23 protein-coding genes are annotated in these 21,537 nt (G+C 62.7%); 4 read left to right on the top strand and 19 right to left on the bottom strand.

Annotated features, from left to right (window positions below; translation table 11 throughout):
• Positions 1 to 25: 25 nt before the first annotated feature.
• Together RA21_RS14660 and pdeM are read right to left on the bottom strand one after the other, a co-directional pair.
• Positions 26 to 433, bottom strand: coding sequence for a PaaI family thioesterase (locus RA21_RS14660; protein WP_082008959.1), 408 nt, complete (start codon positions 431 to 433; stop codon positions 26 to 28).
• Between the two features lie 74 nt (positions 434 to 507).
• Complete coding sequence (gene pdeM, locus RA21_RS14655) at positions 508 to 1,158, bottom strand: ligase-associated DNA damage response endonuclease PdeM (RefSeq protein WP_039150148.1); 651 nt, start codon at positions 1,156 to 1,158, stop codon at positions 508 to 510.
• A 78-nt stretch (positions 1,159 to 1,236) separates the two neighbouring features.
• Here pdeM and RA21_RS14650 point away from each other — a divergent pair, with 78 nt between their 5' ends.
• Entirely contained in the window at positions 1,237 to 1,497 is a 261-nt protein-coding gene (locus RA21_RS14650) for a hypothetical protein (protein WP_039150145.1), read from the top strand.
• 24 nt (positions 1,498 to 1,521) lie between these two features.
• Here RA21_RS14650 and RA21_RS14645 read toward each other — a convergent pair whose 3' ends face one another.
• Positions 1,522 to 3,948 (bottom strand): ligase-associated DNA damage response DEXH box helicase, encoded by a 2,427-nt coding sequence (locus RA21_RS14645; protein WP_039150142.1) that lies wholly within the window; start codon positions 3,946 to 3,948, stop codon positions 1,522 to 1,524.
• A 38-nt stretch (positions 3,949 to 3,986) separates the two neighbouring features.
• On the bottom strand, positions 3,987 to 4,355 hold the full coding sequence (locus RA21_RS14640; RefSeq protein ID WP_039150139.1) for a winged helix-turn-helix transcriptional regulator: 369 nt from the start codon (positions 4,353 to 4,355) through the stop codon (positions 3,987 to 3,989).
• Positions 4,356 to 4,446: 91 nt separating this feature from the next.
• Between RA21_RS14640 and RA21_RS14635 the strand changes: the two genes are divergently transcribed.
• Positions 4,447 to 5,217: a nuclear transport factor 2 family protein gene (locus RA21_RS14635; protein ID WP_039150137.1), complete on the top strand. Its 771-nt coding sequence runs from the start codon at positions 4,447 to 4,449 to the stop codon at positions 5,215 to 5,217.
• Between the two features lie 41 nt (positions 5,218 to 5,258).
• Here the strand turns inward: RA21_RS14635 and RA21_RS14630 are convergent, their stop codons facing one another.
• From RA21_RS14630 to RA21_RS14575, 12 genes are all read right to left on the bottom strand, one after another.
• Positions 5,259 to 6,566 carry an ATPase gene (locus tag RA21_RS14630; RefSeq protein WP_039150136.1) on the bottom strand — a complete coding sequence of 436 codons (1,308 nt, stop codon included), beginning with the start codon at positions 6,564 to 6,566 and terminating at the stop codon, positions 5,259 to 5,261.
• Positions 6,567 to 6,746: 180 nt separating this feature from the next.
• Entirely contained in the window at positions 6,747 to 7,244 is a 498-nt protein-coding gene (locus RA21_RS14625; RefSeq protein WP_039150133.1) for a prepilin peptidase, read from the bottom strand.
• Positions 7,245 to 7,247: 3 nt separating this feature from the next.
• A complete protein-coding gene (locus tag RA21_RS14620; protein WP_019298329.1) occupies positions 7,248 to 8,096 on the bottom strand; it encodes a tetratricopeptide repeat protein in 849 nt (282 codons plus the stop codon).
• A 31-nt stretch (positions 8,097 to 8,127) separates the two neighbouring features.
• The gene (locus RA21_RS14615; RefSeq protein WP_039150130.1) at positions 8,128 to 8,718 is read right to left on the bottom strand and encodes a tetratricopeptide repeat protein; all 591 of its coding nucleotides are present in this window, start codon (positions 8,716 to 8,718) and stop codon (positions 8,128 to 8,130) included.
• Positions 8,718 to 9,701: a type II secretion system F family protein gene (locus RA21_RS14610; RefSeq protein ID WP_019298331.1), complete on the bottom strand. Its 984-nt coding sequence runs from the start codon at positions 9,699 to 9,701 to the stop codon at positions 8,718 to 8,720. Before RA21_RS14610 ends, RA21_RS14615 begins: the two co-directional genes overlap by 1 nt.
• A 10-nt stretch (positions 9,702 to 9,711) precedes the next feature.
• Positions 9,712 to 10,680, bottom strand: a complete 969-nt coding sequence (locus RA21_RS14605) for a type II secretion system F family protein (protein ID WP_039150127.1) — start codon at positions 10,678 to 10,680, stop codon at positions 9,712 to 9,714.
• Positions 10,680 to 12,116 carry a CpaF family protein gene (locus RA21_RS14600; protein ID WP_039150124.1) on the bottom strand — a complete coding sequence of 479 codons (1,437 nt, stop codon included), beginning with the start codon at positions 12,114 to 12,116 and terminating at the stop codon, positions 10,680 to 10,682. The genes RA21_RS14605 and RA21_RS14600 overlap by 1 nt, the downstream gene beginning before the upstream one ends.
• Before the next feature lie 24 nt (positions 12,117 to 12,140).
• Entirely contained in the window at positions 12,141 to 13,370 is a 1,230-nt protein-coding gene (locus RA21_RS14595; RefSeq protein ID WP_029205051.1) for an AAA family ATPase, read from the bottom strand.
• Positions 13,371 to 13,525: 155 nt separating this feature from the next.
• On the bottom strand, positions 13,526 to 14,155 hold the full coding sequence (locus RA21_RS14590) for an OmpA family protein (protein WP_019298335.1): 630 nt from the start codon (positions 14,153 to 14,155) through the stop codon (positions 13,526 to 13,528).
• Positions 14,156 to 14,170: 15 nt separating this feature from the next.
• Positions 14,171 to 15,577 (bottom strand): type II and III secretion system protein family protein, encoded by a 1,407-nt coding sequence (locus RA21_RS14585; RefSeq protein WP_029205052.1) that lies wholly within the window; start codon positions 15,575 to 15,577, stop codon positions 14,171 to 14,173.
• A 215-nt stretch (positions 15,578 to 15,792) separates the two neighbouring features.
• Positions 15,793 to 16,650 (bottom strand): Flp pilus assembly protein CpaB, encoded by an 858-nt coding sequence (gene cpaB, locus RA21_RS14580; RefSeq protein ID WP_019298337.1) that lies wholly within the window; start codon positions 16,648 to 16,650, stop codon positions 15,793 to 15,795.
• 176 nt (positions 16,651 to 16,826) lie between these two features.
• Positions 16,827 to 17,033, bottom strand: coding sequence for a hypothetical protein (locus RA21_RS14575; RefSeq protein WP_019298338.1), 207 nt, complete (start codon positions 17,031 to 17,033; stop codon positions 16,827 to 16,829).
• A 358-nt stretch (positions 17,034 to 17,391) separates the two neighbouring features.
• On the opposite strand from RA21_RS14575, the gene RA21_RS14570 reads away from it, so the two are divergent.
• Positions 17,392 to 18,201, top strand: a complete 810-nt coding sequence (locus RA21_RS14570) for a lytic transglycosylase domain-containing protein (RefSeq protein WP_152610556.1) — start codon at positions 17,392 to 17,394, stop codon at positions 18,199 to 18,201.
• Between the two features lie 848 nt (positions 18,202 to 19,049).
• Complete coding sequence (locus RA21_RS14565) at positions 19,050 to 19,526, top strand: hypothetical protein (RefSeq protein ID WP_019298340.1); 477 nt, start codon at positions 19,050 to 19,052, stop codon at positions 19,524 to 19,526.
• A 61-nt stretch (positions 19,527 to 19,587) separates the two neighbouring features.
• Here the strand turns inward: RA21_RS14565 and RA21_RS14560 are convergent, their stop codons facing one another.
• The 3 genes from RA21_RS14560 to RA21_RS14550 all read right to left on the bottom strand — a co-directional run bounded on the left by RA21_RS14560 (position 19,588) and on the right by RA21_RS14550 (position 21,506).
• Entirely contained in the window at positions 19,588 to 20,217 is a 630-nt protein-coding gene (locus tag RA21_RS14560) for a CoA transferase subunit B (protein ID WP_019298341.1), read from the bottom strand.
• Positions 20,217 to 20,942, bottom strand: coding sequence for a CoA transferase subunit A (locus RA21_RS14555; RefSeq protein WP_019298342.1), 726 nt, complete (start codon positions 20,940 to 20,942; stop codon positions 20,217 to 20,219). Before RA21_RS14555 ends, RA21_RS14560 begins: the two co-directional genes overlap by 1 nt.
• A 138-nt stretch (positions 20,943 to 21,080) precedes the next feature.
• The gene (locus RA21_RS14550; protein WP_039150121.1) at positions 21,081 to 21,506 is read right to left on the bottom strand and encodes a VOC family protein; all 426 of its coding nucleotides are present in this window, start codon (positions 21,504 to 21,506) and stop codon (positions 21,081 to 21,083) included.
• Between the last annotated feature and the right edge of the window lie 31 nt (positions 21,507 to 21,537).

The raw sequence follows: 21,537 nt of genomic DNA, 5'->3' as shown, positions 1-21,537 counted from the left end.
TTTGGAAAGATGAAATGAGGGGCGTTTAAGCGGAGACGGGCACCATGGTGCCTTGCAGGAGCGCGACCAGCTTTTCCTCTTCGCCTGTCACCGCATGGACCTCTGCCGTGACGATCACCAGGCGGCGCCCCGGTTTGATGACCTTGCCGGTGGCACGCAAATAGTCGCCGGCGCCCGGGGCAAGCAGGTTGATCTTCATCTCCGCCGTCATCACTTCGCTGCCCTCCGGCATCATCGTCAGCGCCGCATAGCCCGCGGCGGTGTCGCCGATGGCAAAGCTGAGCGCCGCATGGGCCACACCGTGCTGCTGGCGGCTGCCGGGCAGGATCGGGGTGGTGATCACCACTTCGCCCGGCGAAACGCTGGCGACCTCCGCGCCCAGTGTCTGCATCATGCTTTGCTTGGCGAAACTGCTGCGGATGCGGTCGTCCATCACTTCTTTCCTTCTGCTGGTTGCGCCAAGCATAGAAGAGGCCGGATAGCAAAGGGCCTGTGACGCTGCGCCACTTAGCGGGGCATGGGAACCGGCAGCACCTGCGGGCCGGTGAGGATCGCCAGCGCGTCCCTTTTCATCAGGGAGGTGAGCGCGGGATCGGAGCTGCGCAACCCGCCCGTATAGGTGCCGAAGGCGGGCAGGATGAGGCGTGACTGGTCCAGCAGGAAGCAGGGGCGGGAGGTGCTGCGCACCCGCGCCTTGGGATGGTAGTGGCCGGAGATCTCTGCTGCTGCCGCAGGATCGGCGATGTGGCGGAAGGTGAGGGAGGCAAGATGCAACTCTGCCATCTGTTCACCGCCCAGATCCGCAGGGGCGGGGTCGTGGTTGCCGGTGATCCAGATCCAGCGGCGATTCTGCATAAGGGCACCCAGCTGCAATTGCTCCGCTTCCGGCAAGGCCCGCGAGGCGGCGTCATCGTCGAAACTGTCGCCGAGGCAGACCACCGTGTCCGGCCGCAGGGCAGACACCAGTTTGGCGAGACGGATGAGCGTGTCCCGCGTCTCATAAGGCGGCAGGGCGCTGCCGCCGCGCCGGATGTGGCGCTCGGATTTGCCCAAATGCAGGTCGGAGACACAGATCAGGCGCTGCGTGGCCCACCAAAGCGCGCCGGAGCCAAGGGCGGTGAGGCGGGCGCCTGCGAGGATGAAATCATATCCGGTCATGCAGTTGCCTTTAACGGGTGGCGCAGTCTATGCAAGCAGGGCAGGTTAAGATGTCGCTGATGGAGACAGTGGGAAAACATGGCTGGAGTCGCTGTCATTCTGATTTTCGTTGTCTCGTTTTTGCTGTACCGCCGCGAATTGCAAAACCCGGTCTACGCGCCTCTGCGCGAGGAAGGGGTGATTTGGAAACGGACCGGATTTCACTTGCTACATGCCGTTCTAAGAGACAAGTCAGATCCTCTGAAACCGATTCAGATGCGCTTGGGACTATTGGGTTTAGGGTGGGGGGCGGCCGTCGTCATGGCGGCTGTTGCTGCGGTCGTCTACCTGAGCGCCTAACGGGTTCCTGAACCCAAGAAGGTATCACTGCAGCTTGTCCAGCCCGGACTGCTGCATCAGCGCCGCGGCTTCCTGCTGCAGCAGTTTCTCCTCCGCCGCGCCCTTGACCGGGACCTTTCCAACCTCCAGCAGCAAAGGCGCTGCTAGGGGAGAGATCCGCTCCAGCCGCCTGAGCGTGATGCGGCCGCGGGTCCGCTCCAGCATCTCCTCGATGCGGCCGAAATCCACCAGCCCGCGCAGCGCTTCCTCTCGGGTGATGTCCATCAGCAGGTGATCCGGGTCGTACTTGCGCAGCGTGTCATAGAGGATGTCGGAGGAGAACGTCGCCTGCCGCCCGTTCTTGCGCGCGCCCGGCGTGTTGCGTTCAATGAGGCCCGCGATGGTGGCGGCGCCGCGGAAGGAGCGTTTCATCACCGCATTGCCGGCCAGCCAGCCCTCCAGCCCGTCGCGAAGCGCATCGGGGTCGAACAGCGGCGCGGGGTCAGTGACTTCCTGCAGACCCCAGATCAGGGTGGCGTAGTCAGTGGCGACAAAACCCAGCGGATCAAGCCCCAGCTCCTCCATCCGCTTGGTCAACAGCAGGCCCAGGGTCTGCTGGGCATTGCGCCCGGCAAAACCGTAGACACAGATGTGCTCGCGGCTGTCATGCGGGAAGCTTTCGATCAGCAGCCGCCCAGCACGCGGCAGTTCGGAGACTTCCCGCTGCAGCTCCAGCCACTCCGCCGTGTGGCGGGGCAGGGAGGGCCAGCTGTCCTGCTTGAACATCGCCAGGATGCGGGCGCTGAGCTGGGTGGAGGTGGCGAATTTTGTGCCTGAGAACACCGCGATCTTGGGTTTGCGCCCCGGGTTGCGGGTGACCTCCACGGTCATTTCGCGCAGGCCCTCGTAGCGCACGGTCTGGCCGCCGATCAGGAAGGTGTCACCGGGGGTGAGGGTGGCGGCAAAGGCTTCCTCCACCTCGCCCAAAGGTTTGCCGCCGCGACTGCGTTTCAGGCGGACCTTGATCAGGTCAGCGTCCTGAATGGTGCCCAGGTTCATGCGGATGCGCTGCGCCGCGCGCGGGTCGCGCAGCTGCCACTTGCCGTCCGGGCGCTGCAGCAGGCGCTGCCACTGATCATAGGCTTTCAGCGCGTAGCCGCCGGTGGCGCAGAAGGTGTGGCAGGCATCGAATGCGGCGCGGGTCAGACCGGCATAGGCCCCGGCTTGGGTCATCTCGGCATAAAGGTCATCTGCATCGAACGGGCCTGAACAAGCGGCAATCAGGATGTGCTGGCACAGCACGTCACGGGGGCCGGGACCGCGCGGCGCGCCGTCCAGATCGTTTTCGCGCACCGCCTCCAGCGCAGCGCGGCATTCAACCACCTCAAACCGGTTTGCAGGCACCAGGAGCGCCTTGGAGGGCGCATTGTAGCGGTGGTTGGCGCGGCCGATGCGCTGCACCAGGCGTTTCACGTTCTTTGGCGCGCCGATCTGGATCACAAGGTCCACGTCGCCCCAGTCGATGCCTAGGTCCAGCGACCCGGTGCAGACGATCGCGCGCAGCTCTCCCCGGACCATCGCCGCCTCCACCCGTTCCCGCTGAACCCTGTCGAGCGAGCCGTGGTGGATGCCGATCGGCAGGGCGTCCTCGTTGGCGAGCCAGAGGTTGTGAAAGAAGATTTCCGCCTGGGCGCGGGTGTTGTGGAAGATCAGCGTGGTCCTATGCGCCTTGATCTGCTCCATCACGGCGGGGATCGCATAGGCTGCGCCGCCGCCGGCCCAGGGCGGGGCCTCTTCGGTTTCCAGCATCCGGATGTCCGGTGCAGGGCCGGGGTCGGCCAGAACGATATCGCAGGGGTCCGGGTGGCGGGCGAGGTAGCTGGCGATGGCCTGCGGGTCATCCACCGTGGCCGACAGCCCCACCCGGCGCAGATCCGGGCACAGCGTCTGCAGCCGCGCCAGCGCCAGCATCAGCTGATCGCCGCGCTTGCTTTCGGCCAGAGCGTGGATTTCATCTACCACTACCCGTTTCAGCCCCTTGAAGGTACGGGCAGCGTCCTCATAGGAGGTGAGCAGCGCCAGGCTTTCCGGCGTGGTCAGCAGGATATGCGGCGGGTCGGCGCGCTGCCGCCTCTTGCGGGAGGCGGGCGTGTCGCCGGTGCGGTCGTCGATGCGGATCGGCAGGCCGGTTTCCTCGACCGGCGTGCGCAGGTTGCGCTTGATGTCGGCGGCCAGCGCTTTCAGCGGGGAAATGTAGAGGGTGTGCAAGCCTTCGTGGGTTCCATCCGCCAGTTCCGCCAGCGTCGGCAGGAAACCCGCCATGGTTTTGCCGCCGCCGGTGGGGGCGATCAGCAGGGTGCAGGGGGCCGCGGCCCGCGCCAGCATGGCCTGCTGATGCGGGTGGATGGTCCAGCCGCGGGCGGAGAACCAGTTTTCAATCGCTTCAGGCAGGGCAGGGGCGGTGTCACTCATCCTGCGGAATCTGGGAGGCTTTGCCACTCATTGCAATGTCATTTGCTGTCATAGGCGTTACGGGAATCCAGAACCTGCTGATGCCGCCCGGCGGCCCAGATGGTGAGCGTTTTCATGTGCTCCAGCAGCTCCTGCCCCAGGGGCGTCAGCGCATAGGACACAGCCACCGGCGGGCCGGGGTCGACGCTGCGGGTGATATAGCCGTCACGCTCCAGCTTGCGCAGGTTCTCGGTCAGCACCCGCTGGGTCACATCACCGATGGTGCGCCGCAGGGCGCCGAACCGCAGCGCGCCGTCCTCCAGCACCAGCACGATCAGCATCTGCCATTTGCCTGTCACCTGCGACAGAACCTGCCGGATCGGGCAGTTCTCGGCTTGGTCCTTGGAGAGGGCGGTTACTGGAAGCATACCTGGTTCCCATATAGTGCGTAATTGATATCTGGTGCAGAAAGAATACCACATTGAGCTGTCACGACAATGCGATTCGAAAGGACATCCGATGAGTGCGAAAGAAATCGTTCTGAATGCCGTAGCGGCGATTTTCACCTCGTTCGACCCGGAGGCGGCGGAACAGCTGCTGGCGCCGGGCTATATCCAGCACAACCCGATGGTGCCGACCGGGGCTGCGCCCATTATCGGCTTCATTCCGGCGCTGAAGGAAAGCGGTGTCACGATGGAGGTCCACCGGGTGATTGCAGAGGGCGACATGGTGGTGCTGCACAGCACTTTCGGCAATGCCCAGGCCTTTGGCGGAGAGACGCTGGTGGCCTTTGACGTGTTCCGGGTCGAAGACGGCAAGGTGGCCGAGCATTGGGACAACCTGCAGCCGCCCGCCGCGCCGAACGCCTCGGGCCGCACATTGACTGACGGCACGGTGGAGATCACCGACCTGGACAAGACGGCAGAGAACAAGGCGCTGGTGCAGGGCTTTGTCACTGATGTTCTGCACGGCAAGGCGCCGGAGAAGATCACCAGCTACGTCTCAACAGAGACCTACCTGCAGCACAACCCGAACATCGGTGACGGTCTGGAGGCGCTTGGCGGAATGATTCAGCATCTGGCGGAAACCGGCCAGGCGCTGGCTTACACCAGCACCCCGATTGTGGTGGCCGAGGGGAACTTTGTCTTCACCGCCTCAGAGGGCAGCCTGGGGGAAGCACCGATGGCGTTCTTTGATCTGTTCCGGGTGGAGGACGGCAAGATCGTCGAGCATTGGGATACCGTCAGCCCGATCCCGGCGGAGATGGCGCACGACAACGGCAAGTTCTGACCGCAGAAAACGGAAGGGCGGGATGACCCCGCCCTTTTTCATCACTTCACGATGTGCTCGTCCTTGACGAACATATTGGCCCAGGCCCGGTCGATCAGCTCCGGCGACATCTGGTAGGGGATGCCCTCAAACTCGCAGATCGAGATCATCTGGTCGATCAGGAACACCGGCTGGTAGTTGGCGTAGATGTTGTTGATCGTCGGGTATTTCTTCTTCAAGAGATGCACCAGCGCCGCCTCGTCCAGCGGCATGCCCTTCTTGCGGGCCACCATGGCAAAGATCTTGAGGAAGTTCTCCTGGTTCGGCCCGTCGATCTTGATCTTGAAGAAGATCCGGCGCAGCGCCGCCTGGTCGAAGATCTCATTCGGGTGGAAGTTGGTGGAGAAGATCACCAGCGTGTCAAAGGGCACCTCGAATTTTTCACCCGATTGCAGTGCCAGGATGTCCTTGTTTTCTTCCAGCGGCACGATCCAGCGGTTGACCAGCGACTGCGGCGGTTCCGCCTGGCGGCCAAGGTCGTCGACGATGAAGATACCGCCGGTGGATTTCAGCTGCAGCGGCGCCTGGTAGGTGCGCGCGGTCGGGTTGTAGACCAGATCCAGCATGTCCAGCGACAGTTCGCCGCCGGTGATCACGGTGGGGCGCTCGCACATCACGTACCGCTCGTCAAAGCGGCGGCGGCGGCGCAGGGCGTTGGGGTCTTCCGGCTCCTGTTCAACCTCGGTGTGCACGATCGGGTCAAAGACGGTGATCACCTGTCCGGAATATTCGATGGCGCGCGGCACATAGACATGATCCCCCAGCGCATCGCGGATGCCGTTGGAGATTGAGGATTTACCGTTGCCCGGCGGGCCGTACATCAGGATCGAGCGGCCTGCGCTGACCGCGGGGCCGAGGTGATCCAGCAGGCTGTTGGGCAGCACCAGATGCCCCATCGCATTGGTCAGCTGATCGCGGGTCACCTGGATGTTGCGGATCGACTGGCGCTTCACCTGTTCGCGGTAGACCGCCAGCGGCACCGGCATGGCACCGAAGTATTCGGACTGGCTGAGCGCATCCAGCGCCCGCGCCTTGCCCGCGTCAGTCAGCTGGTAGCCCATCTCGTTGCCGCTGTTGGCGTTGAGCGTGCCGGTGGCCTCCAGCAGCTTCTGCTCGCGGGCCATATCCACCAGCTCCTGGGTGACAGAGGAGGGCAGGCAGATCGCCTCGGCGATCTCGGTCACGTTTTCCACGTTCTTGCGGAAGATGGTCTTGAGCAGGATATCCCGCATCATCACCAGCGGCAGCTGCATCTGTTCCAGCCCCTTGGGGGCGGGAGGGGCCACAACGGTGAGGTTTTGCATGTTCATGGCGGTGCCTGTCCCTGATATCCATATCCGGCCCCGGCCGGCGGGGCGCTCCTGGAAACAGACTATTCAGGACTGTGGCAACAGCGGGGCAGAGCTGCAGCATTTCCGCGAAAGGGGCGTGAAATCCACCGCAGTTTTATGGACCGCCCGAAACCGCAGGCCGGGCGGTGCCTGCCAGTATCAGCTGCCGAATTGCGCGGCGAGGCCGAGGTAGAGGGCAAGGGTGGCGCCCAGGCAGAGGCCCATCGGAAAGCTCTTTCCGGTGTCCCAGCTCTGCCATTGCGGCGCCAGCTGGCGCAGGCGCGTGTGCTTGGCAATCCGGTGGGCGGTGAAGCCGGCCAGCAGGGTGGCGGCAAAGACAACCATCAGCATCCGCAGGTCGCCAAGCGCGAAAAAGGGCGCGGCGGCACCGGCAAACTTGGCGTCCCCTGCACCAACGGCCCCTGCGGCATAGAACAGGAAGCCGAGCGCAATGCCCACTGGCAGGTGCAGCAGGTGCCAGCCATAGTCCGCCCAGCTGGGCATAACCAGCGCGCCAATGACCACATAGATCACTGCCAGCAGGTCAACCGTCCAGTTGGGGATGCGCATGCCGCGCAGATCGGTCAGCGCCACCGTGTAACAGATCGGCAGCACGAACGGCAGGAACCACAGGGCTGCGTGGGCCGGGAACTGCATGGCTCAGCCGTTTTCCAGCGCTGCCAGAGAGCGCGCGGCTTCTTCGAAGTGCTGCGGGTGGGTATCAATCGCCTCGCGCAGCAGGTTTTCGCCAACCTTGACATCGCCCTGTTTGACAGCGGACAGGGCCAGCGTGTGCAGCAGCAGCGCGCGTTCGGATTGCTCCAGCGGGATCACCGGCAGGGTGTAATTGCGCTGCGCACCGCGGGCCAGCACCAGATTGTTCTTGGCAGTAAACAGGCCCTGGTCCTGGCGGATGGCCTCGCCGAACAGGCGCTCCGCACCGGCAAAGTCGCCGCGGGTCAGCTTGGAATAGCCCCAGTTGTTCATCACCTTGGCCGGTGTGGTGGTCAGCCCGACGGCGATTTCATAGAAGCTGTCGGCGCGCTTCCAGTCCTTATTGGCGTCGGCCACAACGGCCTCCAGCCGGTAGCGTTCATAGGTTTCATGGGTTGGCGGCACCTGGTCCAGCTCTGCCTTGGCCGCATCCCATTCGCCGCTGCGCACCAGCGCGCCGGCCAGCTGCACGTGATCCTCGCTGGTGGCGCCTTTCATTGTCACCACTTTCTTCCAGGCGGCGGTGCCTTCGGTGGTGCGTTTGGCGCGGATCAGCGAATGCGCCAGGCCGCGCTGCAGATCGATCCGGTCCGGGCTGGTCTTGAGCGTGCGCTGGAAGTGGGTCACCGCTTCGTTCGGGTCGGCCACCGACAGCATGACATCGTTGAGGTTGCTTTCGTCGATGACGTTCACTTCCTGAAACGCGCGTTCAACGGTTTCATCGGCTTTGTCCGCGCAGGCCGACAGGACCAGCGCCCCTGCCAGAGAAGCGGATAGGAAAATCTGCTGGCGCATTTTGTGCGTCCTTTTTACTGCTCTGCCTCTGTTATGGTGCTTCGCGAATCAGGTAGCTGCCGCTGCCCTGCCGCACCAATTTATAGTCTTCTTTTTGAGGCTCACTATGCGCGGGATTTTCAAGTTTTGCGAGGGCCAGGCGTAAATTATCGCGGATTGCGTCACTTTCGCCATTGTCGAGGGCATAGGCGCGCTGGAAGACCTGCACCGCCTCGGCGGTCTTTCCGCGCTCCATCAGCGCCACGCCAAGGTTGTTCATCGGCTCCGGCCAGGCGGGATCCGCGTCCACGGCCTGGCGCAGCAGGTCTTCGGCCTGGCCGAGCCGCCTGAGGCCCAGTTTGGCGCTGCCCATGCCCGAGAGCACCTCCGCCGTCAGCCCGTGATCCAGGGCGGCGCGGGTGAAGGCCTCCAGGGCCAGCTCGTGTTCGCCCGCTGCCATCAGCCGGTGGCCGACTACCAGCCCGTCTGCGGCCTCCTGACGGTGATCATCCCCGGGTGCCCAGGGGCTGCCCTTGTCCTGTTTCAGCCCGCTGGTCGAACACGCTGCCGCCAGCGCGAGGGCGCTGGCGGCAGCTGTAACCTTGAGCAGACGGGCAGAAGCTGCCCGTAGTGCCGTTTTCATTACTGGGGTCCCATATTGCCCATGTTCATGATGCCCTGCACCGACGGACCAACAAGAATGATCAGCAGCGGCGGGACTGTCAGCCCCATTGTGGCAAGTGTCATCTTCACGGGCAACTTGTTTGCGGCCTCTTCGGCGCGCATCACGCGCTTGTCGCGCATTTCCCCGGCATAAACCCGCAAGGCATCGGCGATTGAGGTGCCGAAGCTGGCGGATTGGATCATCACCGTCACGAAGGAGGACACATCCTGCACCCCGCAGCGGGTGCCCATGTCGCGCAGCACCTTGTCCTTTTCCTTGCCCGCCTTCAGTTCGTAAGCGACGACTTCGAATTCCGAAGCCAGTTCCGGGAAGGACGCGTGCAGTTCCTGAGACACCCGCACAATGGCCTGGTCCAGCGACTGGCCGGCCTCGACACAGACCAGCATCATATCGAGCGCATCGGGGAAGCCCTCGGTGATCTTTTGCTGGCGTTCGCCGATGCGGCGGGTGATCCAGTATTTCGGCAGCATATAGCCCGCCCCGCCAGGTGCGATGATGCGCAGCGCCATCTGCTGGCTGTCGTAGTCGATGTCCGCCTTGATCACATAGACAAAGAACAGCCCGCCGATCAGCCCCAGCAGGCCGAGCGCAAACTGGGCGAAGTGGAACAGGCGCACCGAGTCCTTGGAGTGATAGCCCGCCTGGCGCAGTTTCAGCTCCATCGCGGAAAGCTCATCCGCGTTCTGCGGCTCCAGGAAGTTGGCGAACTTCTGCAGCTGCTCGTTGCGGCTGGTCTGCCTCAGGCGCTCTTTTTGCGTGCTCTGCCGGGTTTCGGGTTTGATATTCTTCTGCAGCTTCTTCAGCGGGTCTTCCGGCTGGTTCAGCAGTAAGGGAATAGCGAGCAGGATCATGAACATGCCCGCAATGCCAAGCGCCAGGAGCGGTCCGAACTCGCCGAACTGCGATGTGAGGAAGCCGTCAATACCGGTTACAAAATCCACGATCCGCTCCTTACACTTTGATGTTTGTCAGCACGCGCATGACAATCAGGTTGGCGGTCAGCATCACGCCCACTGCAAAACAGGCGGGAATGAACCAGGGATGGTCGATCACCTCGTCATAGTAGCCCGGGTCCTTGACCAGGATCCCGATCAGGCACAGCAGCGGGAAGCCGGACAGGAACTTGCCGGACCATTGCGCCTCGGCGGTGATTGCCTTCACGCGGCGGAACAGGCGGAAACGGGCACGGATCACCTTGGCCAGGCCCGCCAGGACCTCGGCCAGGTTGCCGCCCGACTGCTGCTGGATCGTCACCGCAACCGCGAGGAAGCGCATGTCCTGCATATCGAGCCGCTCCGCCATTTCCTTGAGCGCCTCGCCAACGTCGCGGCCATAGGCGCATTCATCGGAGATGATGCCGAATTCGGTGGCCAGCGGATCCTCGACCTCATTGGCGACGATCTGCACGGCAGAGGTAAACGGGTGGCCGACGCGCAGGGAGCGCACCATCAGCTCCACCGCGTCGGGAAGCTGCTCCTCGATCAGTGCCATGCGCTTGGCGGCCTTTTTGTTGACCCAAAAGAACACCGCGCCGACACCGATTATGACAGAGCCCAGCACACGCACCGGCAGCGGCGCGCTGGTGCCTATGCCGAGGCCGACAAAGGCGATGCCTGCCAGACCTGCCATAATCAGGATCAGCTGCTTTGGGGAGAAGGCGATGGCCGCCTTCTGCGCCCGTTCCGACAGCAGCGAGTAAAGCGGGATCGACTGCGACTTGGCGTGCTGGCCCAGCTCCTTGCGCAGCTGCTCCAGCACCTGCTCGCGGTTGCCGCCCTTTTCCATCATCTCCAGCCGGCGGTTCACCTTGCTGTTAAGGCTGATCGACTTGCCGAAGACAAACAGATACAGGCCTTCCACCAGCGCCAGGACGCCAAAGAAGATCGCGCCATAGATAAGCGGTTCTGAACTCAGCTCCATCAGCGCTGCTCCATCACTGTGGGTTCATAGATCGACGGCGGCAGGTCATAGCCCCAAAGACGGAAGCGCTCGGAATAGTGGCTGCGCACGCCGGTGGCGGTGAAATGGCCGATGATCTTGTTGTCCGGCGTCAGGCCGACGCGCTGGAACCGGAAGATTTCCTGCATCGAGATCACGTCGCCCTCCATGCCAGTGACTTCGGTGATCGAAGTCATCCGGCGCGAGCCGTCCTGCAGGCGCGAGGCCTGCACGATCAGGTTCACAGCTGAGGCGATCTGGCTGCGCACGGCCTTGATCGGCATTTCGATACCGGCCATGGCGATCATGTTTTCCAGACGCGAGATGCCGTCGCGGGCAGAGTTGGCGTGGATCGTGGTCATCGAACCGTCGTGGCCGGTGTTCATGGCCTGCAGCATGTCGATCACTTCCTCGCCGCGGGTCTCGCCGACGATGATGCGGTCGGGACGCATCCGTAGCGCGTTTTTCAGACAGTCGCGGGGGGAAACCTCGCCCTTGCCCTCGACGTTGGGCGGGCGGCTTTCCATCCGGCCCACATGGGTCTGCTGCAGCTGAAGTTCCGCGGTATCCTCGATGGTCAGGATGCGCTCGGCGTTGTCGATAAAGGACGACAGCGCGTTCAGCGTGGTGGTTTTACCGGAACCGGTACCGCCGGAGACGATGACGTTCAGGCGGGTCGAAACCGCGGCTTGGAGATAGGCTGCCATTTCTTCGGTGAAGGCACCGAAATTCACCAGATCATCAATGCCCAGCTTGTCTTTTTTGAACTTCCGGATCGACACCAGAGAGCCGTCCACCGCAATCGGCGGCACCATCGCGTTGAAGCGGGAGCCGTCAGCGAGGCGGGCGTCCACATAAGGATTGGATTCGTCGACACGGCGTCCCACGGCAGAGACGATCTTGTCGATGATCCGCATCAGGTGCTTTTCATCCTTGAAGGCGATGTCGCTGAGTTCCAGCTTGCCGCTGCGCTCGACAAAGATCTGATGCGGGCCGTTCACCAGGATATCGCTGACCGTTTCGTCCTGCAGCAGGGCTTCCAGCGGGCCAAGTCCGGTGACCTCGTCATAAAGCTCCTTGTTCAGCTGCTGCCGGTCCTCGCGGTTCAGCACGATGCTTTTTTCGGCCAGGATCTCAGTTGCAATGGTGGAGATTTCGGTGCGCAGCTCCGCTTCACCTGCGCGTTCCAGTGCGGACAGGTTCAGGTTCTCCAGCAGATCACGGTGCAGCTGGATCTTGATCTCGCTCAGCCGCTCCTTGCGCTTGCGCTCCTTGTCCATCGGCTGCGCTTCGGCAGCCTTGCGCTGCACGGGACGCCGCAGGCTGGCGGCCGGTTTGGCCGAGGCCGCGGGCGCTGCCGCTGGCTCCGGCGCCGGTGCTGCAGGTTTCGCGGCCTGTTTCTTGTACTTGGAAAACATCAACTCACCCCCAATTCAAACCGTTCAGGCGGCTTCTGCTTCATTGCGGCCCAGCTCATGCAGCGAAGCTGCAAGCTTGGCGATTTCCTTGCGCAACGGGTTCTTTGCGGCAGAGACGGCCAGCGGCAGCCCGTGATCGCAGCTCTGCAGGATTTGCTTGCCGCCATCAGGCAGCTGCAGGTCGATCGAGATGCCCAGCGACTCCGCCATCCGCTTAACCCGGCTCTTGCCGGTCAGATCGGTAAACTTCGGCGCCCGGTTCAGGGCAAAGCGCAGTTTTTCGAAGGGCAGGTCTTCGGCCTGCAGCGCCCGTTTCAGCCGCAGCGCGTTCTGGGCAGAGCGCATGTCCAGCTCAATCAGCGCGAAATAGATATGGGCCATGTTCAGCACCGTTTCGGACCACTGCACCAATGTGTGCGGCATGTCGATAACGACAAAATCAAAGTGGCTGCGTGCCAGCCCGATGACGCGGGTGATGTCCTCGGGCGACAGCAGGTCCAGCGGCACCATTTCGGAAGGCGCGGTCAGAACCTGCAGTTTTTCCTGGAACGGCAGCAGCGCCTGGCCGAACAGATCCTCGTCCATGCTTTCGGATTCGCTCAGCATTTCCATCACCACCTCGCGGCGGGGCAGATCCAGGTAGGTCGAGACGGAACCGGCCTGCAGATCCAGGTCCAGCAGGCAGACGCTGGGCTCCTCGCGTTCGCTGAGCGCCGCAAGCTCCCAGGCCAGGTTGACGGCCATGGTGGTTGACCCGGTGCCGCCGGCCAGCCCGTGGCAGACGATCACCGCGCCTTCGCGCTGGCTGCCGGTTTGCAGCTGGTGCGGGTTCTGCACCGTTGGCGGCGGCGGGGCCTGCAGCCGGTCGATGGCGGCCTGCAGCTCCTGCTCGGGCAGGGGATAGGGGACAAATTCGTCGGCCCCCTGGCGCAGCAGTGTATGCAGTGCCGCCGGTGTCACATCCTCGGCAATCAGAATCACTTTGATGCCGCGGGACTTGGCCTGGGTGATGATCTCGCCCATCAGCGGCAGGTCGCCTTCGTCGGCGCTGTCGATGGCCAGGGCGATGAATTGCAGCGGTTCTGCCTCCGCCTGGCTGAAAAAAGCCAGCGCCTCGGAAAAACCAAGGTCGCCCCAGGCTTCACCCAGTGCGGTTTCCATGTCTTCAATCAGGAGGTCGAAATTCTGCACGTCACGGCTGACTGTGCAGGCAACAATCGCAGGTGTTTCTGTTTGCGGCATACCGCTGCTCATCGCCATCATCCTTGTTCACTTGGGCGGACCGGGCTTTGGGCACAGTCCGCCTCTTGGAAACAATGTCGGCGGCAATCTAGGCGATATTGGGGCCAAAAATCCCCAAATATGGGGAATTGTTACTACTTCGTAACCGCTGTAGGGCGCCTGATGGCTTACTGCAGCGACCGTGACAGCGACTGCTGCGAGGACAGGGTCGATTCCGGCACCGCGCTTTCCAGATACTCGCGGTAGATGATCTGAGCGTACTTGCCGTCCAGAACCTGCGGGTGCCGCTTCAGGAAGCCGCTCACCTCGGTTACAGTGCGGCGGTTGCGGCGTTCGCGCTCCGGCGTGGGGATCAGCGGCTGGGTTTCGCCAAAGGAAACAACGGCCTCCAGGCGGTTGCGGCTGATGCCGCGCGAAACCAGATAGTTCACCGCAGCACGCGCCCGGCGCAGGCCGAGGGACTTGTTGTAGGCGTTGCTGCCCACCGCGTCAGTGTGGCCGAAGACCCGGAAACGCACTTCCGGGAACTGCTTGATCCAATGCGCCTGGCGGTCCAGCACTGCACGTGCGGCCTGGTCCAGACGGGTGCTGTCGAAGTCGAAGTTGATGGTGTTCGGAACTTCCTTGGCAAACCGGTTGGCCAGCTGGATCGCATAGCTGCGCTCGCCGCTCATCACTGCTGAGTTGTTGAGGGTGGATTCGCCGAAGGTCGCCCTGCGGTTCAGTTCCTGCCCCGCTTCGCGTTCACAGGCGGCTGCGGTCAGGAAAAGGCCGAGGATTGCAGCGGTTCTGATCATATGTGCCACTCCTTATCAGTCCAGCACGTAGCCGTAAGAGCCGTTGAAGTCCTGCTTGGCCACTTCCGCAGCGGGGCCGTTTTTGGTGCGGGCGGTGCGCCCGAACAGGAACAGGTCCTTTTCGCTGGGCGGCGCAACCCGGTCGGTCGGCAGCGTCAGCGCCTCGCCACGGGTCGGGGTCACCAGATGCGCGCTGACGATGATGACCAGCTCGGTCTGCTCGCGCTGGTAGTCGGCGCTGCGGAACAGTGCGCCCAGCACCGGAACATCGCCCAGCCAGGGCAGCTGCGAGGAGTTGTCGAGGAACTCGTCCCGGATCAGGCCGGCAATGGCAAAGCTTTCGCCGTCGCGCATCTCCACCGTGGTCGAGGTCTCGCGGCGCGAGAAGGCGTCGATCGACAGGCCGTTCAGTTCCAGCGAGTTGGTCGGGTCGATCGCGGACACAGCGGCGTTTAGTTCCAGGTTGATCAGATCACCGTCAACCACCCGCGGAATGAAGTTCAGCTCAATGCCGAAAGGTTTGAATTCAATGGTGATAACGTCGTTTTCCTGCGCCACCGGAACCGGGTATTCGCCGCCAGCTAGGAACTTCGCTTCCTGCCCAGACAGGGCAGACAGGTTGGGCTCAGCCAGGGTGCGGACCACGCCCTTGCGCTCCAGCGCCTCGAGCAGCAGGCTGACCTGTACGGAGCCTGCGTTGAAGCCGAACAGGAAGGCGCCTGTGTTTTCGTTGGCGGCAGGGATGTTGCCCGCCAGCGAGTTGGCCAGCGCCCCGGAGGTGTTCAGAGTGTTGACGCCGCCGGTGCGGCCGTTGCCGGTGCCGCCATTGAAGCCGAGCGAGGCGCTGAGCGATTTGGAGACCGAGCGCTGCATTTCGGCAAAGCGGACCTTGAGCATCACCTGCTGCACGCCGCCGACCGACATCAGGTTGCTGACCCGCTCCGGCGCATAGCGCTCTGCCAGATCCAACGCGCGCTGAAGGCGGGCAGAGCTGGAGACGGTGCCCGAGAGCACGATGCCGTCATTGGCGGTGCGGACTTCGATCTTCTCGTTCGGCAGGATCTGGCGCAGCCGCTGCTTGAACTCCGTCACATCTGCAGCAACCCGGACATCGACGTTTGTGATCAGCCGGCCGGACCCATCGAGCAGCGTCAGCGTGGTCAGACCCGGCGACTTGCCCAAAACGTAAATGGTGCGGTCGGAGAGAGAGGAAATGTCAGCAATACTGGGATTGGCGATGCTGAGCTCCGCAAAAGGGGTCTCGCTCTCCACCACCACAGCGCGGTTCATGGGCACATCAAGCGTCGCCGCCGTGCCCTTTTTCACCACGCGAAGAGATTGCGCCGATGCCCCATCAGCAGTCGGTATGCCAACAAGCGAAAGCCCCATCAGGGCCGCCGCCACGAACCGTCGAATTGCCATGTGACCTGCCTTTCCGATCACGCCTCAAAATCCGGGTCTTTTTGCCCGCTGTTTCCCGCACTGTGGTTCAGTTCCTGAATTATTGCAAGAATCAATGGCTTCGGGGCCTTTCCTAAGCGGCAGCTGATGTGGGGCCTTGGCAACAGACAGGTCAGCCGCCCTTCGGCAAAGAAGGGCGGCTGAACAAGGTAACAGTCTGTGCAAGAATGGAAATTCTAGTTGGTGCAGGGGATCGGAATTTCCACGACTTCCGCGCCCCGGCGGGTGCGGACGGTGCAGACTTTTTCCCGTTCCACCTCCGGCTGCACCTCAATCGCGCCAAGGCCAAGCAGCTTGCGCTGGTCAACTTCGATCACTGAGGCAACGGTGTCGTCGCCCGCGCCAACCAGGGCCAGGGTCAGCTTTCCGGTGCTCTGCGCCTGGGCAAGGGCGGCAACCTGTTCCGGCTTGGCCGCGACCGTCACAGTGCGGGCAATTACGGCGCCGCTGATGTCACTGTTTGCCTTTTGGTCAACAGCAATCAGTTCGACATTGGTTTCAATGAGGCGGGTGAACTCGCCGTCGGCGGCCCCGGCCTGACGCACCTGGCCGGTCCAGTAGATATCCACCTTGTCGCCGGGGCGCAGGAAGCCGGATACGCCGGAAGACACGTCCACCCGGATGGCAAAGGCACGCATGCCGCGCTCCAGGCGCGAGGTGATGCCAGCGTCTTCACCCGGCAGGGTGACCTTGCTGGCCATGATCGCCTCGTTCTTCTCCATCGTGCGCAGAATGACACGGGGTGTCTCGTCTGCACCCGGCGGGAACAGAGCCTCCAGGCTGGTGAAAACCCCTTCGGGCAGGCTTTCCTGCGGCCAGCGGACCTGACGGACGTTTTCCTTGGTCAGCCGGTGGCCGTATTTCAATTCTTCCGTCGCAACAAAGATGTCGACGGTGGGAACCGCTTCCACCCGGGCTGCGCGTTCCTGTGCCAGAGCCTGCTGGTATGAGCTGATATATTTTTTCGCCATCATCACGGCGCCGCCGGCCAAAGCGACACCCAGGATGAGAATAAGTCCGAATACAGTACGCATGACGCTCCTTCGGTCGCATGCCCAGCCGGGGTGCTGAACAAAGACTCTGCTTAGGTTCCGGTCATCATGTTTTGCGGCAGGATCTCCGCAGCCGCTACGCGCGGCAAAAACCATGAGGAAAGCCGCCCGCTGGAGGGCAGGCGGCTTCCATAGCTCTCTTAGACGTTAGCCGGACCTTAGGTCGGGTTGTCGCCCAGGCTGTAGGTGGTCGGCACGGAGTTGGTCAGGGCGGTGCCGGTTGCGTCTGCAACGCTGTCCACGCCGCTTGCAACGGAGGTGTAGGCAACACCGGCCAGGGCTGCGACAGCTGCGGTCAGAACGACCCAGTCAACAGTCACGGCGCCGTCTTCGTCTTTGCGGAAGTTTTTGATGAACTTGATCATGGTATGGTCCCTCCAAAGGATCTCTGAATTTGCTTCACCTTGCCGTCGCTCTGGAACCTGCTCTCTCACCAGCTTTGGTTCCTGTCCGGCTTGGATGAATACATATAGCCAGTGCAGCGTGGCAGGATTTGGGCTGAAAGCCGGAAATTGCTGCCCAAATTTAACTTTTCAAAAAGAAATGCCTTAACGCATTGTTTTTGCGGCGTTAAAAAATCGTTACTGGCGGGAGTCCCGTGGTAATTCCGCGCCAGTTGGGGGCAAATATGGCGAATACGCCAGATTCTGGTGCGGAAATGCTGGATTTTGCGGCCCGGTTTTCCGAGTCTTAGGCCAAAGAAAACCAAAAGCAGGCCGAGCAATGTTTGTGCGTAACGCAGTTTTGGCGCTGGCCCTCTGCGCCATGCCCCTGGCCGCGTCTGGGCAGGAGGCGGCGACTCCCTTTCCCGAGTTTGAGGCAAAGCGCGTCAAACCTCCGGCGCCGGGAACGGGCAAGCGTATAACTGTGCAGATCGAACCAGAACCCGAAGCAGAGAGTGCCCCAGCTGCAGCGCCTGCTGCCGGGGACCCGGCCGCTGTGCCGCCCGCGGGACGTTACGGCTGGTTCTGGGACAAGGTCGCGTCGGGGATTGAGGGCGCGGGGCCGGGACGTTTGGACGATGCGATGCAGGCCCTGAACGGCGCCAAGGGACTGACGGCACCGCGGCTGCAGCTGATGCAGGACATTGTGCAGGAGCGCGGCGTGCAGATCCTGACCGAAAGCATTGGCACAGAGGTGTCACCTGCCTTGGTGCTGGCAGTGATTGCCGTCGAATCTGCGGGCAAGCCCGATGCTGTCAGTTCCGCAGGTGCGCAGGGGCTGATGCAGCTGATGCCCGACACCGCCGCGCGGTTCGGGGTCAGCGATGCCCTGGAAGCCAAGCAGAACATCTCCGGCGGCATCCGGTACCTGGACTGGCTGATGAAGGAATTCGGCGGCGACCCGATGCTGGTTCTGGCAGGGTACAACGCAGGCGAGGGCGCGGTGCGCAGCCATCAGGGCGTGCCGCCCTATGCCGAAACGCGCGACTACGTTCCCAAGGTCCTGGCCGCTTACCAGGTGGCGCGGGGCCTGTGCATGACGCCGCCGCTGTTCCTGTCGGACGGATGCGTGTTCCGGATGCAGAACTGACCCCCCTGCGCGCCCCTTGGTTCCAGCAGCCAGTGGCCGGGGAAGGGGAGCCGGGCGAATCCCGCCCGGAATCAAGCCGCAGACGCCGGGCGAGCGCCTGCCGGCAGCGCATTGCGTTGCAATGCGCGAGAGGCCGCCCCACCGGGCTGGCGCTTTGGAAAGGGTAATGCTCCATTGAAAGCTTGTACGGACGTTGCCGGGATAATTTGCCCTGCACCAGCGTTGCGGCGCCACCCCGCGGGCAGGCGCCCGCCCTTTGCATCAAGCTGTGGGTACGGCACACCGCAAGGTGTTGCGCACCCAGCGTACGCCCCCTTCACGCGATCCTCATTTCCCTGTGCCACACTCCCAAATGATCGCGATCCCCCAGCCATGGATCCCGCGCGCGGGACCATGATACGAGGCCCAGGCATCTGTGCGGCTGAATGGGCAACACCCGGAGACCGGCCCTGATAAAAAGGGGGTCGTCCAAGCGAGCTTGTCCGAGCAGGCCCCCTGTGGGGTCTGTCCACCTCCACCCCGGCGGCGCCGCCCCCTTAATTGGGACCTCAGGCACAACCGAACGGACCGAAGAAAAGAAACAGGGACCTGCAAGGAAAAACCGCCAAGGGCAAAATGCCCCCGGCGGCCAAATCTGCTGCGTTTCCGGGGGGGGCGCGCATGACGCCGCCGTTGGTCCTGTCCGATGGCTGCGCGGTCCTGACCCTAGGTGCGCTAAGCCTTTGATCAGGCTGACGCTGCGTTTTTTCGGAAAATTGCCGGTGTCCCTGACGGCTGGCCTTGTTGCTGCCCCAGTTGACTGATTTCTGACCGGTATTTTCAGACGTACAAGTCATTGGAGACAGAGATTGGATTTAGGTATTGATCCGTCGGCGGTGGCCGCGGGCTCGCAAGAGGTGACCAGCACATTTGTCATGTTCGGAACCATTGCGTTTGTCGGTTTCTTCGGCCGGATGATTTTTGTGGCCTTTGGCCCCGGCCTCGCAAAGTCCAACCCGTTCCGGAACTTTTCGGGCGGCGGTTTCATTCTTCTGGCGGCGGCACTTTTTGCCGGCGGGCTTTATGCCTCAGGCAAGATGACCAAAGCCACCGTGCTATTCAAACGGCACCTGGCCGATCCCGTCATTGTAACCTTGCTGGGCAAGGACAGCTGTGACCCGGCTGATGGCAGCTATTGCGTTGTGGTGTTCGAAGACGGGCAGGAAAAGATCGTCAACTGGTACAACAAGCGGGTCTACATGTACGAGATCGTCAACCCGCCTGAGGGGGCAGTCTGGCACACCCTTCGCCCCCGCCACCGGCCCGGTCTGGCTGCCGGAGTATAGGCTGCAACAGAAAACGGCCCGCCTGAGACAGGCGGGCCGTTTCAAATTCAGAAATAGAAACTCAGTCCACGATGGTGGCTTCGGTGGCTGCACGCAGCTCGTCTTCGCTGACGCCCTCAGCGCATTCCACGATCTTCAGCCCGCCCTCGACAACGTCCAGAACGCCCAGGTTGGTGATGATCCGGTCCACCACGCCCCGGCCTGTCAGCGGCAGGGTGCATTCTTTCAGAACCTTGCTGTCACCATGCTTGTTGGCGTGATCCATCACCACCACCACACGGCCGACGCCCGCCACCAGGTCCATGGCGCCGCCCATGCCCTTCACGAGCTTGCCGGGGATCATCCAGTTCGCCAGGTCGCCGTTCTCGGCCACTTCCATCGCGCCCAGGATCGCCATTGCGATCTTGCCGCCGCGGATCATCGCAAACGACTGCGCTGAGTCGAAATAGGCGGTCTGCGGCAGCTCGGTGATTGTCTGCTTGCCGGCGTTGATCAGGTCGGCATCCTCTTCGCCCTCATAGGGGAAGGGGCCCATGCCCAGCATGCCGTTCTCCGACTGCAGGGTCACTTCCACACCCTCGGGGATGTAGTTGGAGACCAGCGTCGGGATGCCGATGCCGAGGTTCACATACCAGCCGTCCTGCAGCTCCTGCGCGGCGCGTGCCGCCATCTGATTGCGGTCCCAAGGCATTATGCTTGCTCCTTCTTCTGACGGACGGTGCGCTGTTCGATGCGTTTTTCGTGGTCACCCTTGATGATGCGGTGCACGTAGATGCCGGGCAGGTGGATCGAGTCCGGATCGAGCGAGCCGGTGGGCACGATTTCCTCGACCTCAACCACGCAGACCTTGCCGCAGGTCGCGGCCGGCGCGTTGAAGTTGCGGGCGGTCTTGCGGAACACCAGGTTGCCGGTCTCATCCGCTTTCCAGGCCTTGACGATGGCGAGGTCGGCAAAGATGCCTTCCTCCATGATGTAATCCTCCATCGCGCCGTCCGGCCCGGTGGGGAACTGCTTTTCCATCTTGCCTTCGGCAATCACGGTGCCAACGCCGGTCTTGGTGAAAAAGCCGGGGATGCCCGCGCCGCCGGCGCGCATGCGCTCGGCCAGGGTGCCTTGCGGGTTGAACTCCAGCTCCAGCTCGCCGCTCAGATACTGGCGCATGAATTCGGCGTTTTCCCCCACGTAGGAGGAGATCATCTTCTTCACCTGCCGGGTCTGCAGCAGGATGCCGATGCCGAAATCATCAACGCCCGCGTTGTTGGAGGCAAAGGTCAGGTCCTTGGTGCCCGCGTCCTTGATCGCCTGCAGCAGCAGCTCGGGAATGCCGCAGAGGCCAAAGCCGCCCGCGGCGATGAACATGCCGTCGTGAAGCAGCCCGTCGAGCGCTTCAGCGGCGCTGGAATATACCTTTTTCATGGAGATCTCCCATTATGCCGGTTGCAGGGAGTTCTGGCGCTCAGCCGGTGCAGAGTCAATGAATACGGAGACGGCTGCGTATTTCTACGGAGCCGCTTTGACGGCCCGCCAGTTCCGGCAGACCGTCAAGGCCGGAAGTCATACAGGCAGGGCGTCTTCGGCGTATTGCGCCGCGAACGCCGCGCTGGGCGGGATCGGGGTGATCACGTCGATCAGCACACCGTTCGGGTCTGCCGTGATGAAGTGGCGCTGCCCGAAGTCTTCGTCGGTGAGCGGCTTCAGCACCGGCAAACCGGCGCCGGTCAGCCGGGTGTATTCGGCTGCGGCATCCTCCACCTCGAAGTTCAGGATGACGCCGGCACTGTTGCCGCGCCCGGCCTCTGGGACCGTGGGGTGCGTGCCATCCAGGATGGCCAGGTTCACGGCAGGATCAGTGCTCGACTGAAGATGCACGTACCAGTCCGATTCAAACGCCGGCTGGAAGCCAAAATGGGTTTGGTAAAACGCGGCGGTGCCCGCAACATCGTTTGTTTGCAGCACCGGATAGTATTGAGTGACTTTCATCTTGCACCTCATTTTAAAAACATACAATCTG

This window comes from Leisingera sp. ANG-DT (assembly GCF_000813785.1).
In the GTDB taxonomy this organism is placed as follows: domain Bacteria; phylum Pseudomonadota; class Alphaproteobacteria; order Rhodobacterales; family Rhodobacteraceae; genus Leisingera.
This window is presented reverse-complemented; position numbering and strand designations above follow the sequence as displayed.

Excerpts from the sequence above, each read along its gene's own strand:
- RA21_RS14630 (WP_039150136.1), bottom strand. The coding sequence starts at position 6,566 with ATGAACATGCAAAACCTCACCGTTGTGGCCCCTCCCGCCCCCAAGGGG.
- RA21_RS14650 (WP_039150145.1), top strand. The coding sequence starts at position 1,237 with ATGGCTGGAGTCGCTGTCATTCTGATTTTCGTTGTCTCGTTTTTGCTG.
- RA21_RS14560 (WP_019298341.1), bottom strand. The coding sequence starts at position 20,217 with ATGCCTTGGGACCGCAATCAGATGGCGGCACGCGCCGCGCAGGAGCTG.
- RA21_RS14660 (WP_082008959.1), bottom strand. The coding sequence starts at position 433 with ATGGACGACCGCATCCGCAGCAGTTTCGCCAAGCAAAGCATGATGCAG.
- RA21_RS14620 (WP_019298329.1), bottom strand. The coding sequence starts at position 8,096 with ATGCGCCAGCAGATTTTCCTATCCGCTTCTCTGGCAGGGGCGCTGGTC.
- RA21_RS14595 (WP_029205051.1), bottom strand. The coding sequence starts at position 13,370 with ATGAGCAGCGGTATGCCGCAAACAGAAACACCTGCGATTGTTGCCTGC.
- RA21_RS14615 (WP_039150130.1), bottom strand. The coding sequence starts at position 8,718 with ATGAAAACGGCACTACGGGCAGCTTCTGCCCGTCTGCTCAAGGTTACA.
- RA21_RS14570 (WP_152610556.1), top strand. The coding sequence starts at position 17,392 with ATGTTTGTGCGTAACGCAGTTTTGGCGCTGGCCCTCTGCGCCATGCCC.
- cpaB (WP_019298337.1), bottom strand. The coding sequence starts at position 16,650 with ATGCGTACTGTATTCGGACTTATTCTCATCCTGGGTGTCGCTTTGGCC.
- pdeM (WP_039150148.1), bottom strand. The coding sequence starts at position 1,158 with ATGACCGGATATGATTTCATCCTCGCAGGCGCCCGCCTCACCGCCCTT.
- RA21_RS14635 (WP_039150137.1), top strand. The coding sequence starts at position 4,447 with ATGAGTGCGAAAGAAATCGTTCTGAATGCCGTAGCGGCGATTTTCACC.
- RA21_RS14625 (WP_039150133.1), bottom strand. The coding sequence starts at position 7,244 with ATGCAGTTCCCGGCCCACGCAGCCCTGTGGTTCCTGCCGTTCGTGCTG.
- RA21_RS14640 (WP_039150139.1), bottom strand. The coding sequence starts at position 4,355 with ATGCTTCCAGTAACCGCCCTCTCCAAGGACCAAGCCGAGAACTGCCCG.
- RA21_RS14550 (WP_039150121.1), bottom strand. The coding sequence starts at position 21,506 with ATGAAAGTCACTCAATACTATCCGGTGCTGCAAACAAACGATGTTGCG.
- RA21_RS14605 (WP_039150127.1), bottom strand. The coding sequence starts at position 10,680 with ATGGAGCTGAGTTCAGAACCGCTTATCTATGGCGCGATCTTCTTTGGC.
- RA21_RS14600 (WP_039150124.1), bottom strand. The coding sequence starts at position 12,116 with ATGTTTTCCAAGTACAAGAAACAGGCCGCGAAACCTGCAGCACCGGCG.
- RA21_RS14575 (WP_019298338.1), bottom strand. The coding sequence starts at position 17,033 with ATGATCAAGTTCATCAAAAACTTCCGCAAAGACGAAGACGGCGCCGTG.
- RA21_RS14590 (WP_019298335.1), bottom strand. The coding sequence starts at position 14,155 with ATGATCAGAACCGCTGCAATCCTCGGCCTTTTCCTGACCGCAGCCGCC.
- RA21_RS14585 (WP_029205052.1), bottom strand. The coding sequence starts at position 15,577 with ATGGCAATTCGACGGTTCGTGGCGGCGGCCCTGATGGGGCTTTCGCTT.
- RA21_RS14645 (WP_039150142.1), bottom strand. The coding sequence starts at position 3,948 with ATGAGTGACACCGCCCCTGCCCTGCCTGAAGCGATTGAAAACTGGTTC.
- RA21_RS14555 (WP_019298342.1), bottom strand. The coding sequence starts at position 20,942 with ATGAAAAAGGTATATTCCAGCGCCGCTGAAGCGCTCGACGGGCTGCTT.